Here is a 1,729-nt window from a genome sequence, read left to right on the forward strand (position 1 = left end):
CCAGGGCGTAACAGATGCCGCCGAGGCCGTGGAAACCGCCGGAGCCGACGGCCAATGCCAGCCCGAGGTCGTCGCCGAGCGCGTCCAGCAGCCGCGGGATGGGCTGGATCGCCCGCCGGGCCAGGTCGCCGTAGCGGGGCGCGCCGGTCAGCTTGGCCAGCTGCGCCAGGAAAAGGGCCAGGCCCGGGTAGCCGTTGGCCAGGCCGGCGCCCATCGGCAGCACGGTCCACTGCCGGTCGTCCACGAGTTCGAGGCCGAGCCAGTTCGTCCGGTCCGGGCCGGGAACCGCCCGGCCGACCAGTTCGTCCGCGATGCCGCAGGCCGCCGCGAGCAGCCGCTGCGGATCGGGCACGACGGTGGCCACCGCGCCCGGCAGCACGTCGACGCCGCGGTGCGACACCGGCTGCGGGCGGGTCGCGAATGAGGCCCGGATCAGCCATTCCTGGTTGTGCCGGTCGATCTCGCCCATGTCGGCGATCTTCGCCTCGGCGGCGTCGAGGCCGGACAGGACCAGCAGGTTGGGCAGCCGGACGCCCGTGGCGGAGAAGACGTCGCGTGAACCCACGCGGCAGGTGAACATCGGCACGTCACCGGCCCACAGGTCGGCGATCTCGTGCGGCACGAGCCGGCGTCGCATCGGGTCGTCCAGCGAGTCCGTCCACAGCAGGTCGAACACGCTGTCCCGGTCGAGGGCGTCGCGCAGCACATCCGGGTGGGTCGACTCGTCCAGCAGCGTCGCGTACAGCGCGGTCGGCCGCGCCACGAAGCGCAGTTCGTCCTCGGAGCAGCTGTGCAGCAGGGTCACGAACGAGGCCCGGTGCTCGACGATCGCGTCGTAGGCGGCCTGGAAGCCGGTCAGCAGCGCCGCCTGGTACTCGCGCGGCTCGGCCTCCCGCTCGCCCAGACGCGGCCGGTTGCGGCCTCCCCGCATCGTAACCGGCCGCCGGACCAACCGCATGTAGTCCGTGCCGGCGCCGTCCCAACCCACCCCATCGGTCGGGAAGACGCCCTGGTCACCGCCCAGCCCGGACAGGTCGAGCGAGCCGTTCTCGCCCAGCATCACCTGCGGCAGCAGCGCGGTGCGGAACACCGAGCGCACCAGCTCCTGCGCGGCCGGGTCGTGGCCGGTCGCCGTGTCCACCTGCATCGTCGGGTGGAACAGCGTCTCCACGTCCACCAGCACCGGCTGGTCCCCGGCGGCGATCAGGTTCTCGTAGTGCATGTCGCTGCCGTCGACGGCGTAGAGCAGGGCGAGCAGCGCGCCCTGGCGGCGGTAGAACCGGCTCAGCCCGGTCACTTCCTCGCACGGTCCGGCCGAGACGAACTCCTGCCAGCCGTAGCCGTCACGGCACAGCAGGGCGACCCGGCGCAGGCTCAAGTCGTGCACGCGGCCGTTGAGCCAGTCCAGCAGGTCGTTGAAGTGGTCGTGCAGGTCGAGCGGGCGCGGCTTGTAGACGACGGTCCGCCCGTCCTCGAACGTCACGAGGGCGACCGAGCGGCCGTGCTGGTGCGCGTCGCCGCCGGTGGACTCGATCTTGGCCAGCGGGCCGGGGTCGCGGCCGTCCAGCAGCGTTTCGACGATGGCGTCCCGGTCGGCGGCCAGGCGCTCCAGCAGCTCCAGGTGCGCGGCGACGGCCTGCTGGCACGTCTGCGCCAGCAGCCGGGCCAGCACGGGGTACTCCGCGAACAACGCGTCCAGGTCGGGGCGGCGGGCGAACTCCGCGAACCG

The 1,729-nt window shown here is 72.9% G+C and carries 1 protein-coding gene; it reads right to left on the bottom strand.

The window, feature by feature from the left end; translation table 11 throughout:
* The coding region (gene lanM / locus KUTG_RS43010; protein ID WP_043725378.1) for a type 2 lanthipeptide synthetase LanM at positions 1-1,729 on the bottom strand (1,729 nt) is incomplete at both ends.

It is taken from the genome of Kutzneria sp. 744 (assembly GCF_000568255.1).
Lineage (GTDB): Bacteria > Actinomycetota > Actinomycetes > Mycobacteriales > Pseudonocardiaceae > Kutzneria.